This is a genomic window from Vibrio sp. 10N.261.55.A7 (assembly GCF_002877365.1).
GTDB lineage: Bacteria > Pseudomonadota > Gammaproteobacteria > Enterobacterales > Vibrionaceae > Vibrio.
Map to the genome: position 1 here is coordinate 1 of NZ_MCWZ01000110.1, position 6335 is coordinate 6335.

A 6335-nucleotide genomic window follows, 5' to 3' on the forward strand; every position below is an offset into this window, starting at 1 on the left:
GGCCTATCTGTTGCAGCTGACTCACTGTCTGCTATTAAGTACGCGACAGTTAAACCAATTCGTGACGAAGACGGCATCGCAACTGATTTTGAAATCGAAGGCGATTACCCTAAATTCGGTAACAACGATGCTCGCGTTGATGACATTGCATGTGCACTTGTTTCTACGTTCATGAACAAGATCCGTAAACTTAAAACTTACCGTGACGCTGTTCCTACACAGTCAGTTCTTACTATTACATCTAACGTTGTATACGGTAAGAAGACAGGTAACACTCCAGACGGTCGTCGTGCTGGTGCTCCTTTCGCTCCTGGTGCTAACCCAATGCACGGTCGTGATGAGAAAGGTGCTGTAGCTTCACTAACGTCTGTAGGTAAACTACCGTTTGCTGATGCTCAAGATGGTATCTCTTACACTTTCTCTATCGTGCCTAACGCACTAGGTAAAGAAGAAGACAGCCAACGCGCTAACCTTGCAGGTCTAATGGATGGTTACTTCCACCATGAAACTGGCATTGAAGGTGGTCAACACCTAAACGTAAACGTTCTTAACCGTGGCACTTTAGAAGACGCTGTTAAGCACCCTGAGAAATACCCTCAGCTTACTATTCGCGTATCTGGTTACGCTGTTCGCTTTAACTCTTTAACGAAAGAGCAACAAGCTGACGTAATCGCTCGTACATTCACTGAATCTCTATAATCTAGAATTTGATGAATAGAAAAACCCCGCTCATGCGGGGTTTTTTATTGCTATGAATTACCTGTTTTGGGCGTCAAATAATCGCAATTTGAGTGATCGCACAATTTTATCTACTGTTATTTCAATTTATTACACTGGTCCTGGTTTTGCTGTACTATCGAGAATCGACCAATAGCCGTAGAAGTAGAATGAAGTCTCGTTTTTTCCTAGCATTAATTATTGCCTCTTCAAATGTTTCCGCATCTGAGCGTTCCACCATCGCCTTTTCGTTAGATAACGATGGCATCTTTGGTGTTGACCAAGACTATACCAACGGCCTATTTCTCTCCTATACATCTGGGGCGATTAACACGCCTTGGCTACTGACACCGTTAAGTTTGTCTGCCTGGGGAGCAACGTCTCTTGATAAATTTGAGTTCACACTAGGGCACAAAATGTGGACGCCATCAGACATAGAAGTGTCTGTTCCTCTGGCTAACGATCGACCTTACGCGGGTTACTTCCACGGTGAGTTTAATTTCATTAGCCTTCATCCACAGCAAGCCCAGCGATTCAACCTGACGATTGGTACAACGGGTGAGAATTCATTGGCCGGGCAAGCACAAAAGCTCGTGCACAGTATTACGGGTTCAGACGACCCCAACGGCTGGGATTACCAAGTAGATGAAGGTATGGTTGGTAGTGTTGGTTACCTTTCTCACTTTAACCTTGCCCGATATAATTCATATGGCGGTACGGAACTCGAATTTTCAAACGTGAGTGAAGGGAATGTGGGTAGCTTTAGAAGTGATTTATCTACTGGGCTGATGTTGCGATGGGGTACTGACCTAGGGGGTAACATGGGCGCAGCTAATATCACGACAGAAAATCCGTTTCGCCCTGGTATGATTGGTGCTTCAAATTCAGCATGGTTTCTCTTTACAGGTATTGAAGGTAGATATCGTTTCAATGACGTGACAATTGAGGGCGAAAGACCAAACATTTCTGACCCGGAAAACTACCCAACGACATTAGAGAACTGGCAATCCACGGCCGTTATGGGTGCCGTTTGGTATAACCAATACGTTGGCGCTAGCCTGACATTCACCGCGAAGACACCAGATTATAAAGAAGCGCCAAGCTCCATATACGGCACTGGTGGACTTTCACTGTTTGCGTTCTTCTAATAAAACTTACCATGTCCTTGTATATGAATTATTAGCGCTCATTTGTAGCGCTATTGATTCACACGCGTCATATCTTTACTTATACAACAGTTTTTCCCTTGTTTTTTGGCTTGATAAAGCGCCTCGTCTGCAAGAGCGAAAAAATCTTCCTGTATCTTTTTATCCCTTGGGATAACGGAGACTAAACCAATAGAAAGTGTCACAGTTTCATACTGTTCTTCCAGTATTCCGCTGAAACTTTTACGTAATTTATCCAAATGAGAAAAAGCAGATTCGGGCATAACGCCAACTAGAATAACCGCAAACTCGTCACCACCTAAACGAAAAACTGTTTCTGATGCACGGTGACAAAATAATTGTAAGAATTTTGATAATAGTTGCAGAAGTTCATCGCCAGCTTGATGACCGTACGTATCATTCACCATTTTAAAGCCATCCAAATCCATAACAGCTAAAGACAAATAACCGGCCGATCGCCATTGTTGAAGCCAAGACTTAGTCAGTTCTTCTTCATACGCGCGTCTGTTTTTGAGCATGGTCAACATATCATGTTGCGCGATACTGTTTAATTTTCGATTTACAACTTCAAGTTCATGTGTGCGCTCTGCAATTCGTCTCTCTAGTGAATTGTTAGCTTCGATTAAAGATTCTTGTCCCCTAATTCGCATCACCATTTCACCAACATTATTACAAAACAGCTGCAGCAACTGCTTGCGTTGACTCGTTAACACCCGTTTATGCACCAAATTATCAGCAAATACACAGACCGCATTAACATCATTTACGCGAACTAAAATACACGCATTCCAACCATTACCAACAACTTCATTGTTGTAATAGAGTGGCATGTCATCTAGTACAAACAACTTGTTTGGCGTATCTTGTGCTAATAAATTGAGTTCGTTCTCAGGCATAGCCAGAACAATATGTGATTCATCACTAATATTACCCTCGGTATCAACACCGTATGTACCTTGTACCTGACTAATATCACCATCAATAGGGAGGAAAAGACCGACTCGATCAATATCTAATTGCTCAACCGCAAATTCCACGGCATGACGACATAGGTCGTGCGTATTTTCTGCCTGTGACATAAAGCTCAAGGCCTTACCTAACATTCTAATTTGAGAATTATGACGAATTTCTACAAGAAAACGGGCGACTGTCTTACCGAAAATATTAAACGCTTCATTTAAATTCACGTCGAACGGTTGTTTGCTAGAGAGGTTGTCCATAGCAAACCAACCTAATGGTTCTTGCTCATTTCGAAGTACCACCATACCATTCCAGCCAACGCCAACAGGCTGATCGACATAATACAACGTTATATTATCTTCGACATGAAGCAACTTCTCCTCATCAAAAAGTACCGTTGAAAACGATAATGGTAGCTGCGTAAATTTATACACATCTTGGCTTTCATCACGATACACTCCATCAGGGTCAATTCCGTAAACGCCACGATACTGGTTTTCTTTCACATCGATGACAAACGCTCCAGCCCTATCGATACCCAATTTTTCATGAAGAATATGAATGCTTTGTTGCAGCAACTGGTATTCATCACGACAAGCAGCCAATTCAGCCAAACCTGTCGCTACGATCTCCATCGCTTGGTTTTTTCTTGTTTCACCTTTTAGCTGGTCTAATACGATTCCATACTGTTTATCTATCCGCTTACGAGCATTTCTTGACGAGATTTCTGACTGCCGCTGTTGCCAGTAGTTCTGCAGCAACAACGTAAACATTGGTATATGCTGTGATTCTTTTCGCCACTCACTGTCGGGGCGATATACAACGACCAGTGCAAAATGCCCCTCTTCATCACGACTTAATATACATATATCGTAAGCAAGTTCATTTGTTGTGTTTAGCATATTTATTGGAACAGTAAACATGCCTTTTTTCTCATTAATCGAATCAGTCCAATGAAAAAAAGACTCCCATTGGTCAGCCAGCGTATCTTTGTTTAAAGTTTCACCGTCATGAGCAAAATCCAATTTTTTAGTAGATAAATCACAAATCTGTACCCCCTTAACAGCCAGAGAAGTCTTCAAACTTACTGACATATTATGAGCCAACTCATTGATTTTCCGTTCATCCTTATCAAGATTCCGCAGCGATATCGCGGCAGTATGCAATGAAGTCGTAGATAAATTAGCAGGTTCCGTCATTTGCTCACTATCGAATAATAGAATTACTGTATGACTTGATTATCATACATACTTGTCAACTAATCCAAAAACTAACCACAACAACTAAAGTATTGTGCTTAATATTCAATATTCTCTGGGTGTTACTTTCTCTGTTTCTTCACTGTATTACGCTGGTTGCAAGTGCGAAAAGAAGCAATACGTTGGTCATATTTCGGTTAAGCCTTAGTCACTGACTTTGGAATACCAGCAACTCTATTAGATATAAGATGGGCAGACGCTCACAGCTGAAGGAGCCTTTCATAAACGCACCAAAGTGGATGATGGAGTATTAAAAGCAACCGTTCGTATATTCTTCTTAGAAACGCTCTAAATAGTAAAGCGCTCACAGTCAGTATTTAAATTACTTGAGCGCTGATCCACCAATTGGCTAGTTTGACGCAACTGCTCATTGTTATGTTCTAATTCCTTCATCGCTGAAGATATCTCTATCATGTTGTTTGCCATTGATTGACTGGTTGTCGCCAACTCTCTAATGGAAGCAAATATCACTTCAGTCTGATGCGCTGCATCGTCCGCTTTCTCTGTGATTTGGTTGAGCGCTTCCATTGCCTCATGACCCTTTTGTTGGCCTGCGTGGATTGAGCTTTCGGACTGTCCGATGTACTGAATCACTTCAGCACTCTCTTTTTTCATCGTTTCAATGGTGCCAGAAATCTCGCTAACAGCATCAACGGTGCGTACTGCAAGGTTTCTTACTTCATCAGCAACAACAGCAAAACCTCTCCCTTGCTCTCCTGCCCGAGCCGCTTCAATGGCTGCATTCAGTGCCAGTAAGTTGGTTTGTTCAGCGATTCCATTGATGATCTCCATGACCGAGTCAACTTTTGAAGAGGCCGTTTCCAGCTGCTGAATATGTCCGGCAGCGGATTGAAGAATACTATTGACGTCTTCTAAAGAATCAATGGCCGCTTTAATCACTGTCCCACCATCTTCAGCCGCCTGAGTAGAAGACTTACTAATATCGGCGACAAACTCTAACGAATTTGAAACCTCTTGAGTGGTGACACTCACCTCTTCCGTTGCCGAAGCTAACAGTTCAGTCTGGCCCAAAACCTTCGACTGGTTGTGAACAAGCGTATCTATACCATTATTAAGCTCGGCAGCATCTTGAGATAACGCGTTACTGCTGTGCTGAACACCTTTGACCAACTCGCCTAAGTTTTCACAGCTCTCGTTGATCGTCATCGCGAGCTGATTAAATTCATCATTCGCATTCTCTCCAATTTCCATTCTTTGTGACAAGTTACCTTTAGCCACTTCTGAGAGAATTGAACCAGTTTGCTTTACGGAACGTGTTAGCGTGACACTGATCGTGATAAAGATCGCTATCGTGAAGACCGCGAGCAAAGCACACGCAATAAGAACATACCATTGAGTTTGAGTGGCGCTGTTTTCGGCATTGTTTTCATACTCAGTGGTTATCCCAGCCAGAATATCAGTCACATTTTTAATCACCGTTGTCAGGCGTGACTCACTTTGAAATAACTGCTCTTCTGTCGTTCCTATTTGCTGAGAAAGGTCGGCCACACGCATAAACGTCTCTTTCATAACATCAATTTCTTTTTCATAAAGGTCTAACATTGCGTACGTGTTGGACATATTGACGAAACCAGCCATGGCTCGATTGAACAGTTTCAGGTTTTGCTCGTTCGGTTGTAGAAGGTAGTTTTGTTGCGCTTTGATCATCACTTGAAAGTCAGAATTTAGCGTGACCATTCCGGTTTCTTCTATTTTCATCTCAATCGTTGCAGCGAGGCCTTTCAATTGGCCCAATTTACCTTCATCAACATTGAAGCCTAGTTCTGATTTGATCTCTAACCAAGGCATCAGTGATTGATAAAACCGCTCAACACTTCCAGTTAAATCATCCGCCTCATTCACCAATTTGAGCTCTTTCAAGAAAACCGAGTTGTTAGAAACGAGACCTTTAATTTTCTCGACTTTATCTCTCACATGCTGCGCATCGGCTGCCGTGACTTTATCAAGTTCAGCAGCAATGGTTAAAAGCTCACTTTGTGTTTTATGAATAGCAATAGACCCTGCAGCGACTTGTCCGCTACTGTGATACTGAGTCCCCATAATCGACAACCGACTAGAGGTGAAAACACCAAGGCAAATGAATCCAATAGATAAAACAACCAAAAACAACGTGATTTTTTGTCGTTGAGATAGAGCAAAAACTTCCATGACATACCCTTATTTATCATTTAGATAAATAGATTAAGCGAAATATAAGTAACTTGTTTATTAT

At 42.1% G+C, this 6335-nt stretch carries 4 protein-coding genes; 2 read left to right on the forward strand and 2 right to left on the reverse strand.

Going from position 1 to position 6335, the window contains the following annotated elements; translation table 11 throughout:
- Both BCU12_RS07860 and BCU12_RS07865 read left to right on the forward strand, forming a co-directional pair.
- The coding region (locus BCU12_RS07860; protein ID WP_277871261.1) for a glycine radical domain-containing protein at window positions 1-699 on the forward strand (699 nt) is incomplete at its 5' end.
- A 188-nt stretch (window positions 700-887) separates the two neighbouring features.
- Window positions 888-1865 carry a lipid A-modifier LpxR family protein gene (locus BCU12_RS07865; RefSeq protein ID WP_102403787.1) on the forward strand — a complete coding sequence of 326 codons (978 nt, stop codon included), beginning with the start codon at window positions 888-890 and terminating at the stop codon, window positions 1863-1865.
- A 50-nt stretch (window positions 1866-1915) separates the two neighbouring features.
- Here BCU12_RS07865 and BCU12_RS07870 read toward each other — a convergent pair whose 3' ends face one another.
- Together BCU12_RS07870 and BCU12_RS07875 are read right to left on the reverse strand one after the other, a co-directional pair.
- The gene (locus tag BCU12_RS07870; RefSeq protein ID WP_102403788.1) at window positions 1916-4042 is read right to left on the reverse strand and encodes a GGDEF domain-containing protein; all 2127 of its coding nucleotides are present in this window, start codon (window positions 4040-4042) and stop codon (window positions 1916-1918) included.
- Window positions 4043-4390: 348 nt separating this feature from the next.
- Window positions 4391-6271, reverse strand: coding sequence for a methyl-accepting chemotaxis protein (locus BCU12_RS07875; RefSeq protein ID WP_102403789.1), 1881 nt, complete (start codon window positions 6269-6271; stop codon window positions 4391-4393).
- Between the last annotated feature and the right edge of the window lie 64 nt (window positions 6272-6335).